At 61.0% G+C, this 21,962-nt stretch carries 14 protein-coding genes and 1 tRNA gene; 8 read left to right on the top strand and 7 right to left on the bottom strand.

Translation table 11 applies throughout. The annotated features are described in order from the left end of the window. Nucleotides 1-278 precede the first annotated feature (278 nt). Nucleotides 279-351, bottom strand: a tRNA-Lys gene (locus EKM88_RS00365). A 116-nt stretch (nucleotides 352-467) separates the two neighbouring features. After that, entirely contained in the window at nucleotides 468-1,397 is a 930-nt protein-coding gene (locus EKM88_RS00360; RefSeq protein WP_125702195.1) for a ribose-phosphate diphosphokinase, read from the bottom strand. 106 nt (nucleotides 1,398-1,503) lie between these two features. On the opposite strand from EKM88_RS00360, the gene EKM88_RS00355 reads away from it, so the two are divergent. The 7 genes from EKM88_RS00355 to EKM88_RS00330 all read left to right on the top strand — a co-directional run bounded on the left by EKM88_RS00355 (nucleotide 1,504) and on the right by EKM88_RS00330 (nucleotide 6,304). After that, complete coding sequence (locus EKM88_RS00355) at nucleotides 1,504-2,268, top strand: tyrosine-protein phosphatase (protein WP_125702194.1); 765 nt, start codon at nucleotides 1,504-1,506, stop codon at nucleotides 2,266-2,268. Nucleotides 2,269-2,367: 99 nt separating this feature from the next. Beyond that, nucleotides 2,368-3,075 (top strand): glucosamine-6-phosphate deaminase, encoded by a 708-nt coding sequence (nagB, locus tag EKM88_RS00350; protein WP_125702193.1) that lies wholly within the window; start codon nucleotides 2,368-2,370, stop codon nucleotides 3,073-3,075. Between the two features lie 135 nt (nucleotides 3,076-3,210). Then, nucleotides 3,211-3,996, top strand: a complete 786-nt coding sequence (locus EKM88_RS00345; protein WP_125702192.1) for a Cof-type HAD-IIB family hydrolase — start codon at nucleotides 3,211-3,213, stop codon at nucleotides 3,994-3,996. A gap of 112 nt (nucleotides 3,997-4,108) precedes the next feature. Beyond that, nucleotides 4,109-4,783 (top strand): CPBP family intramembrane glutamic endopeptidase, encoded by a 675-nt coding sequence (locus tag EKM88_RS00340; RefSeq protein WP_125702191.1) that lies wholly within the window; start codon nucleotides 4,109-4,111, stop codon nucleotides 4,781-4,783. A 342-nt stretch (nucleotides 4,784-5,125) separates the two neighbouring features. Continuing rightward, entirely contained in the window at nucleotides 5,126-5,386 is a 261-nt protein-coding gene (locus tag EKM88_RS00335) for a hypothetical protein (RefSeq protein ID WP_125702190.1), read from the top strand. A gap of 13 nt (nucleotides 5,387-5,399) precedes the next feature. Beyond that, nucleotides 5,400-5,573: a hypothetical protein gene (locus EKM88_RS13175; RefSeq protein WP_164511941.1), complete on the top strand. Its 174-nt coding sequence runs from the start codon at nucleotides 5,400-5,402 to the stop codon at nucleotides 5,571-5,573. 332 nt (nucleotides 5,574-5,905) lie between these two features. Then, nucleotides 5,906-6,304, top strand: coding sequence for a hypothetical protein (locus tag EKM88_RS00330; RefSeq protein ID WP_125702189.1), 399 nt, complete (start codon nucleotides 5,906-5,908; stop codon nucleotides 6,302-6,304). A gap of 13 nt (nucleotides 6,305-6,317) precedes the next feature. Here EKM88_RS00330 and mnmG read toward each other — a convergent pair whose 3' ends face one another. Further along, complete coding sequence (gene mnmG / locus EKM88_RS00325) at nucleotides 6,318-8,219, bottom strand: tRNA uridine-5-carboxymethylaminomethyl(34) synthesis enzyme MnmG (protein WP_125702188.1); 1,902 nt, start codon at nucleotides 8,217-8,219, stop codon at nucleotides 6,318-6,320. Between the two features lie 297 nt (nucleotides 8,220-8,516). Beyond that, nucleotides 8,517-9,896 carry a tRNA uridine-5-carboxymethylaminomethyl(34) synthesis GTPase MnmE gene (mnmE, locus tag EKM88_RS00320; protein WP_125702187.1) on the bottom strand — a complete coding sequence of 460 codons (1,380 nt, stop codon included), beginning with the start codon at nucleotides 9,894-9,896 and terminating at the stop codon, nucleotides 8,517-8,519. Nucleotides 9,897-10,454: 558 nt separating this feature from the next. On the opposite strand from mnmE, the gene EKM88_RS00315 reads away from it, so the two are divergent. Further along, nucleotides 10,455-14,324, top strand: a complete 3,870-nt coding sequence (locus EKM88_RS00315; protein ID WP_125702186.1) for a polysaccharide lyase family 8 super-sandwich domain-containing protein — start codon at nucleotides 10,455-10,457, stop codon at nucleotides 14,322-14,324. A gap of 278 nt (nucleotides 14,325-14,602) precedes the next feature. Here EKM88_RS00315 and EKM88_RS00310 read toward each other — a convergent pair whose 3' ends face one another. Genes EKM88_RS00310 through EKM88_RS00300 form a run of 3 tightly spaced genes read right to left on the bottom strand, consistent with a single transcriptional unit; the run spans nucleotide 14,603 to nucleotide 21,904 of the window. Further along, the gene (locus EKM88_RS00310) at nucleotides 14,603-15,058 is read right to left on the bottom strand and encodes a thioredoxin family protein (RefSeq protein WP_125702185.1); all 456 of its coding nucleotides are present in this window, start codon (nucleotides 15,056-15,058) and stop codon (nucleotides 14,603-14,605) included. Then, nucleotides 15,055-18,489, bottom strand: coding sequence for a carbohydrate binding domain-containing protein (locus EKM88_RS00305; RefSeq protein WP_125702184.1), 3,435 nt, complete (start codon nucleotides 18,487-18,489; stop codon nucleotides 15,055-15,057). The genes EKM88_RS00310 and EKM88_RS00305 overlap by 4 nt, the downstream gene beginning before the upstream one ends. A gap of 16 nt (nucleotides 18,490-18,505) precedes the next feature. After that, nucleotides 18,506-21,904, bottom strand: coding sequence for a beta-N-acetylglucosaminidase domain-containing protein (locus EKM88_RS00300; RefSeq protein WP_125702183.1), 3,399 nt, complete (start codon nucleotides 21,902-21,904; stop codon nucleotides 18,506-18,508). Nucleotides 21,905-21,962 lie beyond the last annotated feature (58 nt).

The raw sequence follows: 21,962 nt of genomic DNA, 5'->3' as shown, positions 1-21,962 counted from the left end.
AATCGACCTCGTGCTTACACACCGCGATTATATCAACAAACCTAGGGAAAAGAAAACATGGCTTTTCAAATGGTTTTATAAAACAATCAATCACGCGGTGTTGCGGATCCTCTCGTGGTACAAAAAAGAAATTATCAGACGTCAATCCGCTACAACGCTGTGTCACCTCACGCCGGGGTCTCCTCATCATTGAGTTGAACCACGAAAATCGCCGGTACGGCGATTTTTTGGTGCGCAACAAAAAACCGGCAAGCATCTCTGCTTACCGGTTGCTATTCTGGGTGGTCAGGGGATCGAACCCTGGACCCACGGATTAAGAGTCCGTTGCTCTGCCAGCTGAGCTAACCACCCATGTGCCTTAACGACTAGATAATAATAGCACGCAGGCCTTACGGGCGCAAGGAATTTTACAAAAAAACGCCGACCGTGCGTGTTCAAAACATGGCCGGTCGGCATCGCTTGGTGCTTTATTCAAATTCGAACAGCGGGTGGATCGACTGGTTCGTCGCGATCAGGCAGATCGCCTGGCCGAGCATCGGGCCGATGGACAGGGTCACCATGTTGGCGAGCCGCTTGTCGGCCGGCAGGTTGATGCTGTCGGTCACCACGATCTGCTTGAGGGGCAGGTCCGCCAGCAGTTGAGTCGCGCCGCGGGAGAAAACGGCGTGGGTGGCCACGGCATAGACGTCCTTGGCCCCCGCGGCCTGAAGTGCGGTCAGCGCTTCGGCAACACGATCGCCGGTGTCGATCATATCATCGATCACGATGGCATGGGCGCCTTCAACATCGCCGATCACGCCGGCGTCGGCGTCCGGCCGCTTGTCGACGATCGCGATCGGCGCGCCGAGGAACTCGGCGAGCTCGCGGGCGTGCTTGGTGCCGCTATGGTCAGGCGCCACCACCACCACGTCACCATCGAGGTGCAGCTGACGGAAGTACTGGGCAAAAAGCGGCAGCGCGCGCAGGTGATCGACCGGCACATCGAAGAACCCTTGCAGCTGGTCGGCGTGCAGGTCCACCGCGATGAAGCGGTCGATGCCGTCCATCGCCAGCAGGTTGGCCACCAGCTTGGCGGTGATGGGCTCACGCGAGCGCGCCTTGCGGTCGGCGCGAGCGTAACCATAGTACGGCACCACCACGTTGATGGTGTGCGCGCTGGCGCGGCGCAGCGCATCGATCATGATGAGCAGCTCCATCAGGTTTTCGTTAACGGGATCTGACACCGGCTGAATCACGAAGACGTCCGCCCCACGGACACTGTCATCGAGGTCGATCTGGATCTCGCCGTCCGCGAAGTGCTTGACCGACGCTGGGGACAGCGGCAGTCCAACCTCCGTCGCGATTTTTTGGGCCAGCGGCTGGTTGCCGTTGAGCGTGAACAGTTTTACGCCTGCCATGATGAACTCCTTTTTCGTCAATTTGCCCTTATTATACGCAAAAACGGCCTAAAAGGCGACTACTACCGCGCCTGCCGTATAATAAGGGCAAAGGAGGTGGCACCTGATGCCACAATCACGGGTCTTACCCATTCCCAACAGCCTCAACCTGCGTGAGCTTGGCGGCTACCCGACTGCCACCGGCCAGCGCGTGCGCACCCACCGTCTGCTGCGCTCAGGCGCCTTGAGTCAGCTGACGCCAGCCGATGCCCAGGCGCTGTGGGCTTATGGTGTGCGCACGGTGGTGGACCTGCGCAGTCCCAGCGAGGTGGCGCTCAACCCTGATGTGGTGGCGCCCGGCACAGCGGTTCACGCGCTACCGGTTTACCCGTTTGATGCGCCCACCAGTCCCGTTCCGCCGGCGGCCCTGGCGGCGATGCAAGACCCGCGCATCACCCCGATGGCCGCCACCTACTTGCGCATGCTGACCGACCCGCACGCGCTGGCCGCATTCCGCACCCTCTTTGCCCTGCTGACGCAAACGCGCCACGCGCTGCTGTTTCACTGTAGCGCCGGCAAGGACCGCACCGGGGTGGCCGCAATGATGGTGCTTGGCGCGCTGGGCGTACCGCGCGCCGTGATCCAAACCGACTACCTGCTGACCAACCTTGTGTTTGGCGCCAACCGTGAGACGCTGCTGGCCGCGGTGCAAGACCCCACCAGCCCGCTGGTCACGGCGTTAAATGCGCACGCCGCCGAAACCCAGTGTGAGCTAGCCGTTCACGCGTTCATCACCGCCGAATTTGGCGACTGGCCGACCTATGTCATCCAACAACAATTACTATCGGTACACGCGTTGACCCAACTGCGTCAGCAGCTCCTTGAATCATGAGAACGTTCCCAAAAATAATCACAAAAAGCGCCCCCCTACATTGACAGGGTCTGATTTCCATTGTATATTGGACTAGACCAAACAAGGAGGGTATTCATAATGGATGTAAAAATCGTAAAAGACAAAGTTGCTGGCGGCCAGGCCGCTTTTGACCTCATCAAAAAAGGGATCGAAAACGGCGACAAGGTGCTCGGGCTTGCCACCGGCTCCACGCCAATCACCCTGTACCAAGCCATGATCGCAAGCGACCTTGACTTCACGAACATGACCTCGGTTAACCTCGACGAATACGTGGGCCTGCCAGAAGACAACCCGCAGAGCTACCACCAGTTCATGAAGGACAACCTGTTCAACAAGAAGCCATTCGCCCACTCCTATGTGCCGAACGGCAATGCCGCAGACAGCGACCAGGCCGCCGCTGACTACGAGAAGATCATCGCTGACAACCCGATCGACATTCAGATCCTGGGCATCGGCCGCAATGGTCACATCGGCTTCAACGAACCAGGTTCCGACCTCGATGGCAAGACCCACAAGGTTCAGCTGACCGAATCCACGATCGAAGCCAACAAGCGCTTCTTCGACAAGGAAGAAGACGTGCCACGCTACGCCATCTCCATGGGGATCGGCTCCATCATGAAGGGCAAGCAGATCATCCTCCTCGCTTACGGGGAAGACAAGGCGGACGCCATCAAGGCCACCATCGAAGGCCCTGTCACCAACCACGTCCCAGCTTCCGTTCTGCAGAACCACGCGAACGTCACGCTCATCCTTGACGAAGCCGCAGCAAGCAAGCTGAGCAAGTAATCCTTAAAAACCGGCCGGGTGCCGGTTTTTTTGTTTGCCCCGAAAAACGCGGACAGCACCGCACGAGCAGAATCCCGCCGGCGAAAATCGTGGTCCCGTGATACACTGGGGGTATTAATGAATGGAGGCTCTTTCATGACGAAAGCACTCGTCTTTTTTGACCTAGACATGACCCTACTCAACGACGCCAAGCAGATCCCAACGGAGAACCTGGCGGCCCTGCACCAGCTGCAGCAAAACGACTGTGTGCCGATCATCTGCACCGGGCGCAATCAGTGGGAGCTGACCGCCTTGCAAGAAGTCAGCGGCATTGACACGCTGATCTGCGCCAACGGGGCGGACATTGTGCTGCACGGCGAGCACCTTTACCAAAGCCCGCTCGGCAAGCCGCAGCTCCACCGCTTCTTGGCGCAGGCCAAAGCCGATGGGTTGCCCGTCTCGCTCTACAACGACCGGGGTGTTGCGCTGACGGCCCACACGGCGGACACGAAGAAGACCTACGACGTTGTGATCCAGCCTGAGCCTGTCATCGACCCCGATTTTGCCACGCGCGAGGCGGTCACCATGCTGCTGCTGTTCACGCCGTGGGATGCAGCCGGTGAAGCAGTGGGCGCCCAGTACCAGGCGGATTTTCCCGAGCTCGACTTCTTCCGCAACGGCCACTACGCCATCGACGTGGTCAACCACGGCATCAGTAAGGGCAGTGGCATCGAGATCCTGGCGGACCGGCCAGAGTTTGCCGGTGTGCCCACATACGCGTTCGGCGATGGCAACAACGACATTCCGATGCTGCGCCGGGCCACAGTGGGCGTGGCCATGGGCAATGCCCTGCCCGCGGTGGCGGCCGCGGCAGACTATCAAACCGACGACTACCAGCACGCAGGTATTCCCAACGCCCTGCGCCACTTTGGGCTGATTTAAGTGCACAACGGCACCTGCAAAGGGGGCCGTTGTGGCAGCACATTATTGCCCGGGCAATAATCGCCGCCGTTTATGGTAAACTGGGGAAAATCTGCCCATCAAGGAGGCCGCCATGTCCATCATCCGCCGTCTGTTAAAGTGCTTGGCCTTTGCCGCCATCGCCAGCTGTGTGTACCTCTACCAAGTCCCGATGCTCGTGCTGATCCGCCTGTATCACCTCACGCCTGCCACCGGCGCACAGGCGGACGGGTTACTGGCCGGCAGTACGCTGGCGGCGGGCCTGCTGACCGCGGCGGCACTTCTCTGGCTGTACCGCCGGCGCCTGCGCCGCGCCAATCCGCTGGGCATTCAGCGCACCAAACTGCGCGCAGAAGGCGTGTTCCTCGTGGTGACAATGTACGCGCTGGTACTAGCGCTGAACGTCGCGCTCGCCCGCTTCGGCACGCCGACGAACCAAAAGGAGATCCTGACCCTACAGTCGGCCTGGCCCTGGACCGTGTTCGTGATGGCTGGGTTGCTGGCCCCGGTGATCGAAGAAACTGTCTTTCGCGGCCTGTTCATGACGCTGTTTTGGACCAAGGACACCCCCGTGAACTTTTGGGCCAGCGTCCTCACCTCCGGCCTGTGCTTCGGCTTGCTGCACGAGCCACACCTGTCCGTCTATTTGCTGACCTACGCCGGCATGGGCTTCCTGCTGGCCTACACCTACCGCCGGCAACGCGATTTGCGCTACTCGTGGGCACTGCATATGATGATCAACTTTTTACCCGCATTGGTCGGTTTTTAGCGCTAAAAAGCGCGCTCGGACGCGGGGTGTCTAGAACGAATGTTCGCCTATTCTTGTGAAAATTTCTGGGTGGTTCGCTGGCTCAGAAATTTTTTTATTATGTGGCGCTTCGGCCTCGCCGGTAGCATTCAGCCGCTTTCATACCGGCCTCCGGTTAAATTGGGGCTTGACACCCCCAAGCTTACTGCGGCAACTTGTTCGCCACTTGTGAACTAACTTTCACAATCTTTCGTGCGTGATTTCAGCCCAATTTTTCTCGCCGACTCTGCTATAATTAATTTCACACGATGACTGCACAGCCCGGGCGCAGCTCATCAGGAATTGTTCACTGGAGGATGCGCGATGCTTGATCAATCTTTATTACAACCCGTTGTTTGGCTCGACAAGACCAAATATATCTCAGTTATTCCTGATGCGGCGTATAACCTTGAAGTCTGGGAGATCACAGCCGCGGACCGCCGCCACCGGATGGCGCGCATGGACTACAAGTTCCACCGCGATACCTTCGCCGGCTTCATCTACCGGCTGATCCCAAGCATCAACCTCGTGCAGATCCACGACTTGCAAAAGAAGATCAACCCGTATTTCGACCTAGAAGTCTAAGGGAGGGTGCCTCATGTCTGTTGTGCTGAAGTTGTTGATCCTTGTCAGCGTCGCCCTGATCGCCACGCTGGGACTGATTTGGCGGGAGTGGCGCGACCACCTGCTCAACCGCGGGCGCACCGGCAGCAAGGCCGCCCTAGCGGCGGTGCTCGTTGGGCTACTGGTGAGCCTGCTAACACACCCCTGACCCGGTTTTGCCAAGCGGTTGAGACAAAACCTAGACTGGTAGCGAGAGGCACTGACAAACCCGCACTTAGGTTTGACAGTGCCTCCTTCTTATATTCGGCTTGTGCTTCGTTGGAACAGAATAGGCTGCCTCGCTGCGGCGTTCGGCACAGCCGAACGGAAGCACGGGCGTCGTTTTTTTCCTCGTACTCTTCCGGAATCGTTGTGCTTCATTCTTGGGCTGTTAATGATGATTCAGCGCCTTTTTTAGGAAAAGTATAAATTGCGCCGTGGTGCTGAAGCAATCCGCCTGAGCTCGCTATACTAAGGGCATCAACTGGGGGAGGGGCACGGATGCACACACGACAATTAAGCGGCTGGCTGCGGCTGACCACGCTAGTGCTGGCACCGTTGGCGGCCGGCTGGCTAGCCATCAACCTGATTCTGCCCTTGGGTGGCCAGCGCTTCCGCGACATGGACAACGAGTGGCAGATCGTCACGATCGCAGGCGTCATCTTGATCGTCCTGCTACTGCTTGAGACGCTGGCCGTGCTCCGGCCGCCGGTGCTGCGCGTCGCGGTGCCACTGGCCGTGGGCGTGCTGGTTTCCTGCGGCACCTGCTGGGCCCTGTTCACGGTGGCCAATGCCATCTACGTGCTGACGCTCACCGCCACAGTCGCGTTCGTCGGCGCGGCCGCCCTATCTGATCATCGTCAAAACAATCAAAAAGCATCATCTCGCCTACCGAGATGATGCTTTTTATTTATTATGCCTGCACTTTTGCAATGCGTCCCTGCTCAATGTACACCGACAGGATCGCGACATCCGCCGGGTTGACCCCAGAGATCCGACTCGCCTGCGCGAGGGTCTCGGGCTGGATCTTGGTCAGCTTCTGGCGCGCCTCGGTCGCCAATCCATTGATGGCGGCGTAGTCGAGGTTGACCGGGATCTTCTTGGCCTCCAGCCGGTGGAGCTTCGCGATGCTTTGCTGCTCCTTGTCGATGTAACCGGCATATTTGATCTGCACCGTGGCCTCTTCCGCCACGTAGCGGTCAACCGGCGCGGCTGCCGGCGCAAAGGCCATGAGCGCCTGATAGGTCACCTCCGGCCGCTTCAGGAAATCGCTGGCCAAAACCCCGTCCTTGAGCGGCGCACCGCCGTTGGCCGCCAGCCAGTCGTTGACGTCCTTGGGGCGCAGGCGGACCGCTTGAAGTCGCTTGATCTCGGCCGTGATCGCGGCCCGCTTGGCGGTGAACGCCGCATAGCGCGCATCATCAATCAGGCCCAGCGCGCGGCCCTTGTCCGTCAGGCGCAGATCTGCGTTGTCATGACGCAGGATCAGGCGATACTCAGCCCGGCTCGTCAGCAGGCGGTACGGCTCATTGGTGCCCTTTGTGACCAGGTCATCGATCATCACCCCGATGTAAGCATCGGAGCGCTGCAGGGTGAACCCAGGCTTGCCTTGCGCCCGCAGCGCGGCGTTGATGCCGGCGATCAGGCCCTGCCCCGCTGCCTCTTCGTAGCCGCTGGTCCCGTTCATCTGACCCGCGGTGAAAAGGTTCGGGACCACCTTGGTTTCAAGCGTGGCGGTCAGTTGCCACGGCTCGATGATGTCGTACTCGATGGCGTACCCCGGGCGCATCAGCTCGGCGTTTTGCAGCCCGGCGACACTACGCAGCATTTTCAGCTGGACCTCTTCAGGCATCGAGGTCGAAAAGTCGCCGACGTAGTACTCATCGGTGTCGCGGCCCTCCGGCTCCAGGAAAAGCTGGTGGCGCGGCTTATCGGCAAAGCGCACCACCTTGTCCTCGATGGACGGGCAGTAGCGCGGTCCCACGCCCTTGATGACGCCAGAAAACATCGGCGCGCGGTCGAGGTTTTCGCGGATGATCGCGTGCGTCTGATCGTTCGTGTACGTCATCCAGCAGGACAGCTGGTCCTTCAGGTAGACGCTATCCGGCGTGGTGAAGGAGAAGTGGTTCGGCGTCGTGTCCCCAGGCTGCTCTTCCGTCTGGCTAAAATCGATCGAGCGCCCGAGCACGCGCGGTGGCGTCCCGGTTTTGAAGCGGCGCAGCTTGAAGCCCTGGCGCTCCAGATCCTCGGACAAGCGAATGCTCGGCAGGCTGTTGTTGGGGCCCGAAGAGTACATCAGCTCGCCGATGATGATCTTGCCGCGACTAGACGTGCCCGCCGTCAGCACCACGCTTTTGGCGCGGTAGCGGGCGCCGGTAGCCGCCACGACCCCGACGCAGGCGTCGTCTTCCACCAGCAGGCGCTCCACCAGCCCCTGGCGCAGGTCCAGGTTCGGGGTCGCCTCGATCGTGGCCTTCATCGAGCGGTGATACGCCGCCTTATCGGCCTGCGCGCGCAGGGCGCGCACGGCTGGCCCCTTGCCGGTGTTCAGCAGCCGCATCTGAATATAGGTCTTGTCGATATTGCGGCCCATTTCGCCGCCCAGCGCGTCGATTTCACGCACGACGATGCCCTTGGCCGGTCCGCCAACGCTTGGGTTGCACGGCATGAATGCCAGCATTTCCAGACTGATCGTGATCAACAGCGTGTGCTGGCCCATCCGCGCGGCGGCCAGCGCCGCCTCACAGCCGGCATGGCCGGCACCGACCACCACAACATCATAGGTGGCCGCTTCGTACTCTTTGACTTCTGGCATGTTTTCTCCTTTTATTGCCCGGGAAATAGTGGGCTTGTTGTTAAAAGTTGGTCATTCGCCTGCTGGCTGCCGGCGCGGGCTAAGTCGCCCTGCCACTTGCGCCTAAGTGCGGGCGCAAGCATCATGGCTAGGCTAGCTGTCCTGCTAAGTGCGCTTTGCTCTGCTCTGGTTCATTTCGTCGAGCTGCGTGGCGCATGAGGGTGCGGTCTAAGTCGTCCTGCCACTCGCGCCTAAGTGCGGGCGCAAGCATCAGGCCGCCTTAGCCCAACCCTCATAACCGCGCCACTTCGCTCTGGTTTACTTGCCCAAGCAGAACTGCGAGAACAGCTGGGTGATCAACTCGTCAGGGGCTGCATCGCCGGTGATTTCGCCCAGCTTATCCCAGGCGGCGGTCATGTCGATCTGCACGAGGTCGATCGGCATGCCGGCCTCGATGCCGGTCAGGACGGCTTGAAGGCTCACTTTGGCCTGGCGCAGCAGGCCGATTTGGCGCGCGTTGGTGACCATCAGGGTGCTTTGACTGTTCTCGATGCCGGCGTTGAAAATGTCGGCGATCTTGGTATCCAGCGCCTCCACGCCGGCGCCAGTGGTGATCGAGGTGCGCACCACGGTGTTGGATGGAACGCTGGTCGGCAACTGCAGCTGCACAGGCAGATCCTGCTTATTCAGCACCACGATGCGGCGCTTAGCGGCGGTAGCGTCGATCAGGGCCGAATCTTCCGCCGTCAGCGGCTGGCTGGCATCGAGCACCAGCAGCACCAGGTCGGCCTTGGTGATGGCCTGGCGGGAGCGTTCGACGCCGATTTTCTCCACCTTATCTTCGGTGTCGCGAATGCCGGCGGTGTCGACCAGCTTCAGCGGCACGCCACGCACGTTGACGTACTCCTCAAGCACGTCGCGAGTGGTACCGGCCACATCGGTCACGATCGCCTTGTCCTCGTGCAGCATGTGGTTGAGCAGGCTGGATTTGCCGACATTGGGCCGCCCGACGATGGCAGTGGCGAGGCCGTTGCGCAGCACCTTACCTTGGCTTGCGGTTTGCAAAAGCGTGTCCACGCGCGCCAGCACGGTTTGTGCTTTTTCTTGCAGCAGCTGGGTCGTCATCTCGTCGGTGTCGTACTCAGGGTAATCGATGTTCACCTCGACCTGCGCGAGCACCTCGAGGATCTCCTGACGCAGCGCGGTGATCAGGTGGTTGAGGTTGCCGTCCAGCTGATCCACCGCGACCTGCATAGCGCGATCGGTTTTGGCCCGGATCAGATCCATCACGGACTCGGCTTGGGTCAAATCGATGCGGCCATTCAAAAAAGCACGCTTGGTGAACTCACCGGGCTCGGCCAGGCGGGCGCCAGCGCCGACCAGCAGCTGCAGGACTCGGTTAGTGGACACGATGCCACCGTGGCAGTTGATTTCCACCAGGTCTTCGCGGGTGTACGTCTTGGGCGCACGCATCACGCTGACCATCACCTCGTCAACGGTTTCGCCGCTTTGCGGGTCGAGAATGTGCCCGTAGTTGATGGTGTGACTGGCCACCCGGGTCAGGTCCCGCCCTTTAAACACTGCCGCGGCCGTGGCCACGGCGCCCTCCCCGCTCAAACGCACGATCGAGATCGCGCCCTCACCAGGCGGCGTCGAAATCGCGGCGATCGTATCATACTCAGTGACTGTCTGTGCCATATTGCCGGTCCTTTCCCCATTAAAAAAGTGCAGTATCCGAGTCTGCGCCCTAAGGCAAACTCGGACAAAGCACTTTGACTACTTCATCGATTCAGTTTGTGGTTCGATTGTACAAAATGTGCCGGCAGATGTCAAAGGGACCCCCGACCGCGTGCTCAAATCGCCAAACCGTTAATGAAAGACGCTTTTTCATAGATTATTTTACATTAAATTACACGATATCGGTAAATTCACGTAATGGAATCTTGCCTCAAAGTAATGATACCAATATTTTCTGTGCCGTAAATAACGTTTAATAAACAAGGCCGAACCCAGCTATACCACGGAAGTCGCGGAGACGAATTGTTTGCGCTTTCAATAACTGATTGCTATTCTGCTTTTATTCTAACGTGCGTCCACCAACGCGTGGTAGAGCGACTTAGTGTGGCCACCAACCGTCCTAAGTCTCCATCTGCTCAGCTGTGCCGGCACGCCGCCGATCGGGATTGGTACACTGATCAGCAGCTGGCAGATGGTCATAGTAGACGATGATCTCACGACCAGAATAGGAGGAACAGAATGAAAAAGCGACACATTGCAGGCATCAGCTTGCTTGCGTTCAGCGTTCTGGGTATGAGTACTTTGCACGTTCAGGCTGACAGCACGAACCTTGCGCTGAACCAGCCGGTCCAGTTTTCAGGGGTCGAGGGCGGCAAAACAGCCACTGGCGCCTGGGTCTACCCCCAGTTTGACGGGAAGTTTGCCGTCGACGGGGACCCAAGCACGCGCTGGTCGGCCGATAAGGTTGACGACCAGTGGCTGACGGTTGACTTAGGCAAAACGCAAACCGTCGGCGAAATCAGTGTTTCTTTTCACGCAGAGGCGCCCGCGTATGAGCTGCTCGTGGCCACCGATGAGGCAAACTTCACGCCGGTGGCCGCGACCACAACCGGGACGCAAGGCACGGCCGTCGCCCGCACCTTCACCTTTGCCCCAACGCAGGCACGCTACGTCAAGTACCACCAGCAAAAGCAGTTCCTGAATGCGGCAAACAAGCAGTACTACGGCTCAAGCATCAATGAACTGGCGGTTTACACCGAGGCGCCCCATGCCTCAAAGCTGACGCTCAGCCCGGCCACCACCGCGGTGAGCGTCGGGCGCACAACCAAACTGGCGCTCACTGCCGACCCCACGAGCCTGACCCCGACAGCTGACCAGCTCACCTGGACCAGCTCAGATCCGACGGTGGCCGCAGTGACGGATGGCACGGTCAAGGCGCTCAAGGCAGACACCACGACGATCACGGTCGCGTTGAAAAACACCGACGTTCAGGCCACGACCCGCGTCACCGTCGCCGCCGAACGCCAGGAGTACGATATCATGCGCAAGCGCTGGCGCGACCGGCTCATTGACCCGAACGCGGATACCAGCGATCCAAACGTCAAGGCCTATCTGACCAGCCTGGCCCAGCAAAGCGACGCACTGTGGCAGACCTTGGATCAAAGTGCCGGGCGCACCCGGCTGTGGCCGCGCGTCGCGACAGATACCGACTCGGCCGACTACACCACCACCTTCACGAAAATCAAGCAGCTGACACTGGGTTACTACAATCCACTCAGTCAAGCCTACCAGAACAAGGCAGTTTACAATGCCATCATCAGCGCACTGGACTTCATGGTCGACACGATGCACTACACCGGCAACTTTATGACGGGCAACTGGTGGGACTTCCAAATCGGCGCTGCGCAGCAACTCGATGACACGCTGATCTTGCTCCACGACGACCTCAAAGCACAGGATTACGCGAAGTTGGAGAAGTTCGTGCAGCCGCTCATCGCGTACGATCCCGACCCGAACAAGCAGCTGCAGGCGATCGGCCGGTTCGGCACCGCCACCGGCGCCAACCTGACGGACATTTCCATCTCCGTTTTGGCCAGCGGTCTACTGCTCGAAGATGACAGCCGCGTGGCCCTCGTGCAGCAGAACCTCCCCAAGGCGATGGGACTCGTCACCAAGGGCGATGGGATCTACGCCGACGCGTCCTACATTCAACACACCGCCATTCCTTATACCGGCAGCTACGGGAATGAAATGCTCAAAGGGATCGCGCGCGTGTCTTCCGTTTTGGTTGACACGCCATGGGCCATCCCCGCCGATCAGTTCACCAACATCAACACCCTGATCGACAAAGGCATTTTGCAGCTGATGGTCAACGGGCGGATGCCATCGATGGTTTCCGGCCGAAGCATCTCGCGGGCGCCGGGCACCAACCCCGAAACAACGGAGCTCGAAACCGGCAAGGAGACGCTGGCGAACCTGACGCTGATCGCCCCCGCCACCCCAGCGGCGTTGCGCACCAAGATCTACCAGGCCATCGCCACCTGGGTCGCCCAAGTCGGTGACCGGTATAACTACTTCCAGAACCCGCGCGATTTTGCCGCCATCACTGGGCTGACCACCGCCCTAGCCGCCGGCGCCAACGATACGGCTTCGCTCAACATCTACGCCAGCATGGACCGCGTCATGCAAAAAACGGCCGACTATTCCGTCGGCATCAGCATGTACTCCAAGCGCGTGGCCAACTTCGAGTTCATGAACGCCGAAAACGCCACCGGTTGGCACACCGCAGACGGCATGGTTTACCTTTACACCCATGATGTGACACAGTTCGACGAAGGGTACTGGCCGACCGTTGACCCGTACCGGCTGCCCGGCACCACCGTTGACACGGCCCCGCTCGCCAAAGGGGCCGGCCAAGCCACTTACAGCCCCCAGGCGTGGGTCGGTGGCGCCACCGACGGCACCATTGCCAGTGTCGGCATGGCGCTGAACAAGCTTAACCAGGGGCAAAACTTGAAGGCGATGAAGTCCTGGTTCCTGCTCAATGGCCAGATCGTGAACCTCGGTGCCGGTATCACCGGCACCACCAGCGCAGACATCGAAACCATCCTCGACCAGCACAAGCTGGCCGCGGGTGACCGCGTGACCGTGGACGGCGCCACCTATACGACGCAAAAAGCGGTCACCAGCTGGGCCAACGTGAACGCAACGGACCCGAAGAACAACGTCGGCTACATCGTCGCACCGGGCAATGATCAGGTTGCCTTAAGTCAGGCCACGCGCTCCGGCACTTACGCGGACATTAACGACAGCTTCCCGTCCACCAAGCGTTACACAAACACGTACCTGACCCTTGCCGCGCTGCACGGCAGCAGCGTCACGAACGGCACCTACGAGTACGTCACCGTCCCCGGTGCCACGGATGCCCAGATCAAGGCGCTTGCGGAGAAGCCCGCCTACACCGTTTTGAGCAACACCGATCGCTTGCAGGCCATCTACACCGCGGACACGCTCCTCGCCAACGTCTGGACCGCCACGGATCAGATTGGCGATTTCGTGTCCGTCGACACCCCCGCGGCCATCGTCATCAAGGCGCTCGGTCGCAACACCTACACGATTTCAGCAACCGATCCGCGACAAACCAACGCCCCGGTCAACTTCACCTTCAACTATCCGGTGCATCTGAGCGCAGACGCCGCCAACTTCACCACCAGCGGCAACACCCTCACCTTTGCCACGGACGGGTTGGCCGGCGCCAGCCGCACCGCCACCTTCGTCCTTGATGCCCCGGCGGACCTGAGCGCGCTGAATCAAGCCATCGCATCCGCTCAGGCGCTGGATGCTTCGGCCTACACCGCCACCAGCTTCGCCGCACTGGCCAGCCCGCTGGCGGACGCGGTCGCGCTGACGACCGCTGAGGCCCCGACCCAGGCCGCCATCGACACCGCCACGGACAAGCTCCTGGTCGCGCTTGATGCGCTGGTCAAGGCTGCGGATAAAACCCCGCTCGACCAGGCGCTGACAACCGCCAACGCGCGCCAAGAAGCGGATTACACGCCAAGCACCTGGACCGCTTTTGCCGCTGCCCGTCAGGCTGCTCAGGTCGCCCAGGCCGATGCAGACGCCACGCAAACGGCAGTCGATGCCGCCACTGCCGCCTTGTCCGCCGCGCTGAACGCCCTCGCGCCGCGCGCCGACACGCAGGCCCTCGCCAAAACGCTTCAGGTTGTTGGCGCCCTGGTGCAGGGAGACTACACCCCCGCGAGCTGGCAGACGCTGCAAGCCGCGCGGGCCCAAGCGACAACACTCGGCGCCGATGCGGATGCAACGCAAGCCGCGATCGATGCCGCGCACCAGACGCTGACGCAAGCGCTGGCCGCCTTAGCGCCCGCTGCACCGAAAGCCGCCGGCCAGCCGGCGGATCACAAGCCGGCCCCGCATCCCGATTCGTCGACCCCGGGCAAGACAACGCCAACGCCTAAGGTGACGCGCGGCAACCTGCCGCAAACCGGGGAAGCCTTCTCCCCCGCCAGCCTCTTGGGCCTGTTTACCCTCGTAGGCCTCGGCCTCCTCGCGCTGACACGCGCCCTGCGCCGCCAGCGGTCTTAGCCACCACGCACACGAGGCTGAGCCAAAATGCAGTTTTACCAGAGTATCAGCAAGCAGCGCCACAAGACCCGCAACTTGGGGTTTGTGGCGCTGCTTTTCTGATCCGGCTTGCGCTTCGTTGGAACGCAGTGCGTGGCGAGCAGACATGCGTTAGGCTGCCTCAGACGCTTTTGTGCACGCTGCCGAAGCTTTCCCTCATGCGCCGAACAGCGCAAAAAGCCCGGTCAGTACTGGCATGTTCCCAGTGCTGACCGGACTTCGTTTTTTGCTACAAATCACTACCGCGCCAGAAAATCTGTCAGTGACGACTTGAAATCGTAATGGCTGACCTGCCCCTGATGGATCTGGATCAGGTTCGGCACCAGCTCGATCCCATACGCATCGCGCGTGGCCTGATAGTTGGTTTGATCATGCTCATCGGTGTTGAAGTAATAGATGTCAGTCACGTGAACCTGCGTCAGCGCGTCCGCCAGTTTGGGGACAAACGCGCGGCAGTACGGGCAGGTCGGGCGGCCGAAGAAGACAAAACTGCCATCTGGAATCGACTTGATAGTCTTTGTCGTCACTGGCTTGAGGCGGGCAACGGCATTATCATACGCCCAGCGCTGACTCGTGGTCACGCTGCCCGTTGCGCTTGACGCGCTCGCCCCGGCCGTGGTCTGCCGACCGCAGCCGGTCAAGGCCAACAGCAACCCCAAGCTGACCCCGAGCAACGGGACCGCGCGCGGCTTCATCGTGCGTCACCTGCGCGCCGCCACCAACTGAGCCCGACCACTAGCACGACCACCAGCACGCCGATGCCCAGCAGGCCGGAAGCCCGGTTGCCGGTTTGTGGTAAGTTTTTCGTTGCGGCTTTGGCCGTTGGTTGGCCCGCGCGTGTGCCGCGGCCCTTCTTGCCTGCGGGCTGCGGATCAGGCGTTGGCGCCACGATTGGCGGCGTTTGCTTCTTAGGGATCGTGACCGTTGCCGTGTACGGCGTCTGACCCGGGACCGTGATGATCAGCGGTAACGCGACGTCTTGGTCCGTTGCCGCGATCGTCAGCACCACCTGACCCTTGCCGTCAGCCGAGCCGCTTTGCTGGCCCAGCTGGACGCGCGCGTTAGGTTGCGTCTGAATCGTCACCGTCACGTCACCCGCCTGGTTCGGGATGCCAAACATGACATCAGGGGCCAAAACGGCCTCAAGCGGTGCGGCCGGCGTCTTTGCCGGTAAGGCCACGGTGCCTTCGTACGGGGTCTCACCGGTAGCGGTCGCGCGCACCGGCAGAGTTTGCGCCGTGTCCGTGAGCGTCAGCGTAAAGCTGACGTGGCCTTGGGCATCCGCCGTTTTCGTTTCATCCGCCAAGGTCACTTGGGCGCCTGGCGCCGTGGTGAACGTCACGGTCACCTGGGCCTCAGCAGTCGGGGCACTGACGGTGACCTGCGGGGCAGGGAAAACCGTTGGGACCCGCTTAGCAGGAATCGTGACCGTGCCTTCGTAAGGGAGTTGGCCCGCCGCTTGCACGGTCAGCGGCAGCGTCACAGCGGTCGCGTCAGGGGTCACGGTCAGGCGCGCCTGACCCGCTGCGTCGGCCTGGACGGTTTGCGCGCCGAGGCCGACCGTCGCATTGGCTACTGTTTGCACCGTCACAGGAAGCGTCCCATCCGCGGCTTCAGTCCCGACCGTCACGGTTGGGGCTGCCAGTACCGAGGCAGCGGGGATGGTGGCATTGACCGTTTCTGAGGCCAGCTGGCCCGGCAGTGTTGCCACAACACTGAGCGGTTGGGCCGTAGCCGTTTGCACGATCATCAGCGGCGTCGTCAGCTGACCCGTGGCACTAAGCGTCCGCGTCTGCGGGGCCTGATCGCCCACTGTGATCTGCACCACGGCGTTCGGCGCCCCGGTAACGGTGACCGGGACCTGCAAGTCAGCCGCCTGACCCAGTGTCACCACCGGATCCGGCGTGTTGAGCTGAATTTTAACATCATCCACGAACGAACTGGCGGTGGCACCCCCTGCGCGGTAGAAGTAGATGGTGGCACTGGTGGTATCCCCGGTGGTGAAGGTGTAGGTCACATCCTGATACTCGGTTGGCGTCGCCGGAATGGCCGCGCGCGCATCCGCGTTTTGCCCTGCGGCGGTCCATTTTGCGCCGATGTTCAGCTTATCGGTCGGCGTGCCGACCTTGACCTTGGCGGTAATGGTGTACGTCGTGTTCGGGCTAACCAGCAGGGTCTGTTCCAGCGACGCGCCATCATTGGCCGCCTTGAGTTCGGCGCTGTACAGGCCGTTCGCAGGCTTGGCCTTGGTGATGGCCCCATTCCACTGGAAGTTCCACGGGGCCCGGTTCGCCTGCTTCGTTGTGTCCTCAAAGTCGCCGTTGCTGACCGTTGCCGGGGTGAGCGCAGCCACCGGTAACCATGGGGCCACCGCTGGCATCACCGGCAGTGGCGCCTCGTACGCCCCGATGTCCGGGTTACCGTTATACAGCGCATTCCCGTACAGATCGACCTGGCCCGGATGCGTCGTCGTGGCCAAGCTGATGAATTGGCCGGTGTTCACCGCTGGCGACTCAGGCTGAAGCGTAAAGCCAGCCAGCGCTTTTTGCCACACCTTGGCGTCACGCGGCGCAGTGATGTCGTTGCCCCAGATCGTGCCTGGTGGGGTCGGGTCCTTGAACTGCGGATCCGCCTTGACCATGAAGGCATCCGGCACGACGCTTGTCGTCGGCTGGTTGTTCCCGTAGAAAAGGTTGTTGGCATAGTGCCAGGTTGGCTTGGCCACGTAAGTCCCCGTGCCCAAGTTGTAGAAAATGTTGTTCTTAAAGGTGACACCGGTCGCCGCGTTTTGGTTGACCAGCAGGTTGGTGTTCAGCCCCTGGCCCACGTAAAACGTGTTGTTGTAGACGTCAATGTTTTGGACGCCGGTGCCGCTGCAGTTCGTGAAGAGTTGGTAGCGGTCGTTCACGGACAGATTGTAGCGGAAAATCCCATTCTTGGTTCCCGCGCCAGTTTCCGCCGCAGTGTCGGAACAAAACAGGAGCGTCCCACCGGCATTATCATGCGAGTAATTGTACTGGTAAAGGGTCCCTTGCTCCCCCTGGTCAAAGTCCCACGGCATCCCGTCACGCGTTGACACGCCGCCGGTCGCCTCGTTGTACTGGAACGTCGCGTTATCCGCGTCCCAGGCCCACATACCGGCGTTGTAGCCGGCGGAGCGGGTGTTGAAGCCATTCAGGTAATTGTAGGCAACCAGCGCACCATCAGTCATGTGCGTGGCAATGCCGTCGCCCCCGATATCTGTCAACGAGTTGCCTTCGATCACCACATGCGTGATCGGCGTCCACGGGGTGACTTTGGGGTCTCCGTACGTGTTGTCGGCCCGCAGAAGGGTCCGCGAGCGCCAGTTACTGTACAGGATGATCCCCGAGCGGTTGACGTGCGCAATGCGGTTGTTTTTGATGGTAATGTCATCGAACGTTGTGCGCACGTTCACCACAGCCGGATCAAGCACGCCGCTGACCAGCCCGGTCGCGCGCACGGCGACTTGAATCCCGGCGCTTCCGTTCAGGTCCTTGGCGTCTTGACCGTAGATGTCATGAATGTACAAATCGTGCACATTGAACCCATGGAGCGTCGTGACCACGCTCGGGTCGGTTTTGGTCAGATGATCCGGGTTGTAATCCGCACCCAGGATCAGCAGCCCGCGGCGCGGACTGCTGGCAAACGTTGTGAGCGACAGCCCCGGCTCCTTGTTGGTCAGTTCCAAGTCGCGAACCTCCCAGTACTGCTGGTTCAAAAAGCTGACCGTGTTCTCCTGACCGGCCCCATCGATCACCGGCTTGGCCCCATCGCCGTACGCGCCGAGAATGATCGGCTGCGCCGCACTCCCGCTGCCCTTTGGCGCCAGCGTGCCAGTCCAGTGGGCCCCGGCCTTCAATAGGATCGCATCCCCCGGCTGGAACGTGGTCTGATTGACCTGCGCAAGGGATTGCCACGCCTGATCAGTGCTTGTGCCACTGTTGCTGTCGTTGCCCGCCGTGGCGTCGACGTAATACACGTGCTTGCCCTCAGGCACTGGATAGGTGGCGGCCTGAACCGGGTGCCCGCCACACCACAAGAGGGTCAAAAAGCCGACCATTGCGAGCACAACCGGCCAAACTCGCCGTTGACACTGTTCTTTCATTTCGCGTCCTCCATTCTTACTGCGCCGTGTGCTTCCGCCGCCACGTCAGCGCACCACCCAAACTCGTCAGGAGCACCAGCAAGCTGCCCCAGATCGAGGCGTTCGCGGCGTGCACATTCCCCGTTTGCGGCAGGTGCTGCGCGCCACCGGTAGCCCCTGGCTTGCCCTTGGCCTGCTGATCACCCTTGGCCTGAGCATCCGCCGGGTTGCCGGTAGGTGTGCCACTCGCCGCGCCTGACGCACCGCCAGTGGTGCTGGTGTCGCTGCCGGTGGTGCCACTGCCTGTACCCGGTTGATCCAGATCAGTCGGCGTGCCACTGCCCGTACCCGGCTGGTCTGGATCGGTAGTGGTGCCACCCGTCTCAGTGCCGCCATTATCGGTCGGCGCCGTTTCACCCGGCACCTCATCCGGACTGAGCCCAAGGGCGTAAATCTTGAACTGACCGGCGTCCGAAGCCGGAATGAACCGGATGCCGTCAACCGTTGGGGCCTCGACCGCCAGCCGGGTGACCGTCCCTGTCCCATCCGTCTGTCCAAGGGTCTGCCACTCACCGGCCACCAGGATCTGGATCGATCCCTTTGCGGCACCCACGAGGACGGCAGAGTGGATCCCCGTTAAAGGCGTTGCGGCGTCTTTTTCAAGCATGCCCTCGGGTTGATCCGGGGCCAGTTGCCCCTCATAGCGCGTTTTCACCGTGTCGAACGCCTGCTGGATCGTGCCGGTGACATCGACCAAGTGCTCACTCGCCCCACCAGTCGGGCCGTACACCGTCAGCTCACGTACTTGCAACCATGCGTCTGTGGCCCCGTTGGCATAAACCACAACGTACCGGGTGGGAACCGGCGTTGGCAAATCGATTTGAACTCGCCCGCTGGCAGTGACATGACCGGCGAGGACCCAGTCAGACCCATCGCTTTGGGCCCCCACATAGATATCGGCATCGCCGAAGATATCACCGGAGGTTACCGCATCGCTGGTGCCTTGCTGCAACACAATGCGCTGAACATCGGTCACCTCTGGTAACTGCGCGTAAACGACACTATCGGCGGTCACGTTCCCGTTACTCCAAAACTTGGTCGTCGGATCGCCGTCCACCATATTTGCCGGCCCGTTGTTGCCGTATGTGCCCAAATTCGTGCCCGCTGCCAACCCCGTCAACGGGGTCGGGTTTTCGGGGATAGTCACAAGGTTCAGCCAGGTGTCGACCCGGTTGTAAGCTAGGTCGATCAAGGCCTGGAAAACACCATCCCCAACCGTCGGCGTGAAGACCGGCGTGGGGTCCCCGGTACGACTGTTCGGGATCGCTTTGACCATTGCGGTGGCGACCGCGGCCTGCAACTGATCCAACTGGGTCACAGCCTGTGGACCCGTCAGCTGATTCGCGTCGATCTGGTCGATCAGCGCAATGGCCTGCAGTTCCGCCGTTGCCCAGGCCGCCGCGGCCGTCAGCCATGGCTTCGCGTCGTCATAGAACCCCTTGACCGCCATCTGCTGAAGACGCGTCGGCGCGTCAATAATTAATTGGAGCTGATCAATTAGCGCCGTTTTGGCCGCCTGCCCCGCGGTCGTCCTGAGGTCGGCATTCCGATACGCCGCCAGCAGACCCGAGAGGATCGGCGCGTTCCGCTTGTCTGCAGGTGCCGCGTAGTCCCAGTACTGGTTCAGGTCAACAAAGGCCGCCAGGGTTTGCCGCACCTGTGCGTCAGGACCCGCCAGCTCATCCAGCGTATTTTGAAGCGTCTGCTCTGGCTTGTAAGTCGCCGATTCCCAGGTGTAATCCGCGTAGCCCGCGATGCCGATCCACGAGGCGTATGGCTGGATCATCGGGTTAGCGGTGAAGCCATCGGTAACGGTGTAGAGATCGTCCGCCCGCCCCTCCAGTGGGTTGAGGTAGAGCCGGTCCTGATTCGAATCATTCACCGGAAAATTGTCCCAGATGAACAAATGATCGGTGTTGTACGTTGTCTTGGCTCGGCTGATCGAGTCCGCCGTGATGGTCGCCGAAAAGACCCCTTCACCCGTCCACTGCATGCGGATGTTCGGATCCAGCGTTTCCCCTTGCGCCTCCTTGAACGGGTCGCGCGCGGAGCCGCTGTAATTGGTCGGCACAAGCCACAGGTGCGGCAGGCCGTTGGCGACAATGTAGTCTTTTTCAACTCGGTTCAAATAGTACGCTTGGGCGTCAGCCAGGCCGGACCACCCGTTGTTGGGGTAGGTGGCACTCGGCCGGTTCGGGAACTGGGCCCGATCCGCGGCTGTCATGGTCAGCGGAATGTCGTCCAGCGCGATATAAAACTGTTGCACCCCGATCGACTTGAGCTGATTCAGCTTCGCCACCGTCGCCTGATAATCCGCGTCGCTACCATAAGCAATATCGTTCCCCGGCGATAGCGTGTAAACGAATTGCACGTGGTTGGCCGTCGCGCTGTCAACCAGCGTCTTGAGCGCCGCCAGCTGGTCGGCTGGGTAAAGGGCCCGCCAGTCCTTGCGCAGGTAGTCGTCATCCTTTGGCGAGTAGATGTAGACGTTCATGCGATGCTCGCCCATGAAGGCAAACAGATCCTTGCGTGCCTGATCCGACCACGGCTGCCCGTAAAAGCCCTCGATCACGCCACGAATCGGCATCTCCGGAGACTCGTGCACATCGATCTGACTGAGATCTGGGGTGGTCGCCAGGCGCTTAGTCAAATCGGCAATGGCGTATGCCAGTCCCGTTTCCCCGACCCCTTCGATCACCAGTTGCGTCTGGCCCTTGACCGTTCCGCTGTGAATCAGGTACCCGTCCGTGGCGAGATTCGCCGTCGTCTGACCCAGTGCCGTCACCTGCGCATCAACGCTGGCATCCCCAGCCAGGCCGATGCTGATTTGGCTCAGCTCCGGGTGGCCCGCAAGCGCTTGGAGTAGCGCGTCTGTTGCCGCCGCATTCGAGGCCCCGATCGTGCCGCGAATGATGGTTTGCTTCGCCGGGGTCACGGCTTCAGCCTCACTGACTGCCGCGGGTTGTGCGGCCGCAACTGCGGGTGCATCAACCGCCGACGCATCAGCAGGTGCATCAACAGGCGGCGCGTCAGCCGTCACGGCCGGTGATGCCGCCGTGGTGATCACGGGCGCCGCGGATGTCTCAGCGGTGCTGGCCTCCGTTGCCGGTGCTGAGGTAACGACCGGTGACGCCTGGTCGCGCCCAGCCGTGGACGTCGGCGCGTCATCAGCCGGCGTGTTCGCTTGAGTCGGCTCGGCCGCTGGCGTTGTTGTCACGGTCGCGGCTGGCGCCTCGGGCGTCGCGTCCGCTTTAACCAGTTGGCCTTGCACGCCGATCAGTGTCGCCCCGACGCCTGCGATCATGACCGCGCGCCAAAGCTTCCCCGCCTTATAAAGCCGATAGTGTGGTTTTGGTTCCCAATTTGGCCCCTTCATCCTATTTCCTCCTCGAAAAATTGTTGTGAAAGCGGTTCCTTCGACAATATACAAGGCG

This window comes from Lacticaseibacillus daqingensis (assembly GCF_003946115.1).
Taxonomy (GTDB): Bacteria; Bacillota; Bacilli; order Lactobacillales; family Lactobacillaceae; genus Lacticaseibacillus; species Lacticaseibacillus daqingensis.
This window is presented reverse-complemented; position numbering and strand designations above follow the sequence as displayed.